Here is a 1587-nt window from a genome sequence, read left to right as displayed (position 1 = left end):
GCTGTTAGCCCAGATGCTAATATTATATTCGGTGCCACCTTGAAGCCAGAATTAGAAGACGAGTTAATTATCACCGTGATCGCGACCGGCTTTGATAATGCATACTACCAGCAGCAGGCAGAGGAATTGACGGCGCCAGTAGAACAAGCGCCGGCTGTTCAAGCGCAATCAATTAGCGAAGCTGTCGATGACATCGATATGGACTTATCGCATCAGTCGGCAGCAGCACAATTTGCTAGCGAGGATACGGCAGATATATGGGGTGGTTCGGTTGAAGAGGATGACGAAGATGATACGCCAGCCTTTTTGCGGCGTCGCCGAAAAAATAAGCATAACGACGAGGACTAAATGAAAGGGATTAAAATCGGCAACAGTCGCGTACTAGAGTCGAGAGAATCGGCTGACGGTATTACGATTCGCCGCCGCCGAGAAACCCCCGATGGCAAGCGTTTTACGACGTATGAGCGAATCGAACGTCCGAATTTGGCAGTTATTAAATCTAGTGGAGCTCGCGAATTGTTTGAGCGGGCAAAGTTAGCAAATTCTATCCGCCGTTCAGTTGGTAAGTTCTTCAAATCGGAAGTTGAACTGGAGGAAATAATCGATGCCGTGGAAGATCGCGCGCATAGCTTGGGTGAGAGCGAAATTGAATCTCGTTTGATTGGCGAGTTTGTACTTGACGAGCTAGCAAAACGTAACGAAGTCGCATATGTACGCTTTGCCAGCGTATTTCAAAAGTTCAAGACGTTGGATGATTTCGTCAAAATATTAGAGCAGCGCCGCCAGAAAGGGCAGGAATAATGCGGGTAGTCGTAGTGTATCGGGCGGAAAGCGATTACGCGCGCCGAGTTATAGATTTTTTACATGACTTTAATCGGCAGACAGGGCACACGATTGAGGAAATTGACCCAGATTCGGCTGAGGGCAGTGATTTTTGCCGGACGTACGATATCGTTGAGTATCCGACGATTATCGCGCTGAGTGCTGATAGCCAGATGCAAAATATGTGGCGCGGGCTGCCGCTGCCAACGATTAGCGAGGTAAGTTTTTATGTTTGAGAAGTTGCGCAAGCGGCTGTCAGGCAAAGAACCAAAGCGCCGGCAATTGGCAGCGCTATTGATGCTGGTTGGCAGCGGCTTGGGCTTGTTGGCTTCGTTTGTATTATCAATTGAATCGCTGACGCTTGCTAAAAATTCGCATGCCGTACTGAACTGCGATTTGAATGCGGCGATGAGCTGCTCGGCGGTGGCGAACCATTGGTCAGCGGCACTACTGGGTTTTCCTAATAGTTTTATCGGCGTGATGACGCTGCCGGTGATGGTGACAATTGCGGTGGCGTTGCTAGCGGGTGCGAAGTTTCCGAAGTGGTTTATGTGGGGCGCGCAGCTTGGCGCGGTGGCGGGCTTGCTGTTTGCTGGTTGGATGTTTTATATGAGTTATGTTGAGATTGGCGCGTTGTGCCCGTGGTGTTTGACGCTGGACGCGGGTATGCTGCTGATTTTTTATGGACTAACCAGGCACAATATTTTGAACAAAATTATTGAACACCGCGGGTTGCGCCGATTTGTTGATCAGGGTTACGATACG

3 protein-coding genes and 1 pseudogene are annotated in these 1587 nt (G+C 49.5%); all 4 read left to right on the top strand.

Going from position 1 to position 1587, the window contains the following annotated elements; translation table 11 throughout:
- Positions 1 to 348: pseudogene (locus tag G1ANC_RS03340) on the top strand (cell division protein FtsZ); the annotation flags it as partial.
- A complete protein-coding gene (gene nrdR / locus G1ANC_RS03335; protein ID WP_129693593.1) occupies positions 349 to 801 on the top strand; it encodes a transcriptional regulator NrdR in 453 nt (150 codons plus the stop codon).
- Entirely contained in the window at positions 801 to 1058 is a 258-nt protein-coding gene (locus G1ANC_RS03330) for a hypothetical protein (protein ID WP_129693592.1), read from the top strand. The genes nrdR and G1ANC_RS03330 overlap by 1 nt, the downstream gene beginning before the upstream one ends.
- Positions 1051 to 1587: vitamin K epoxide reductase family protein (locus G1ANC_RS03325; RefSeq protein ID WP_164998007.1), on the top strand; the 537-nt coding region annotated here is incomplete at its 3' end. The genes G1ANC_RS03330 and G1ANC_RS03325, both read left to right, overlap by 8 nt.

Source organism: Candidatus Nanosynsacchari sp. TM7_ANC_38.39_G1_1 (genome assembly GCF_004138385.1).
This window is presented reverse-complemented; position numbering and strand designations above follow the sequence as displayed.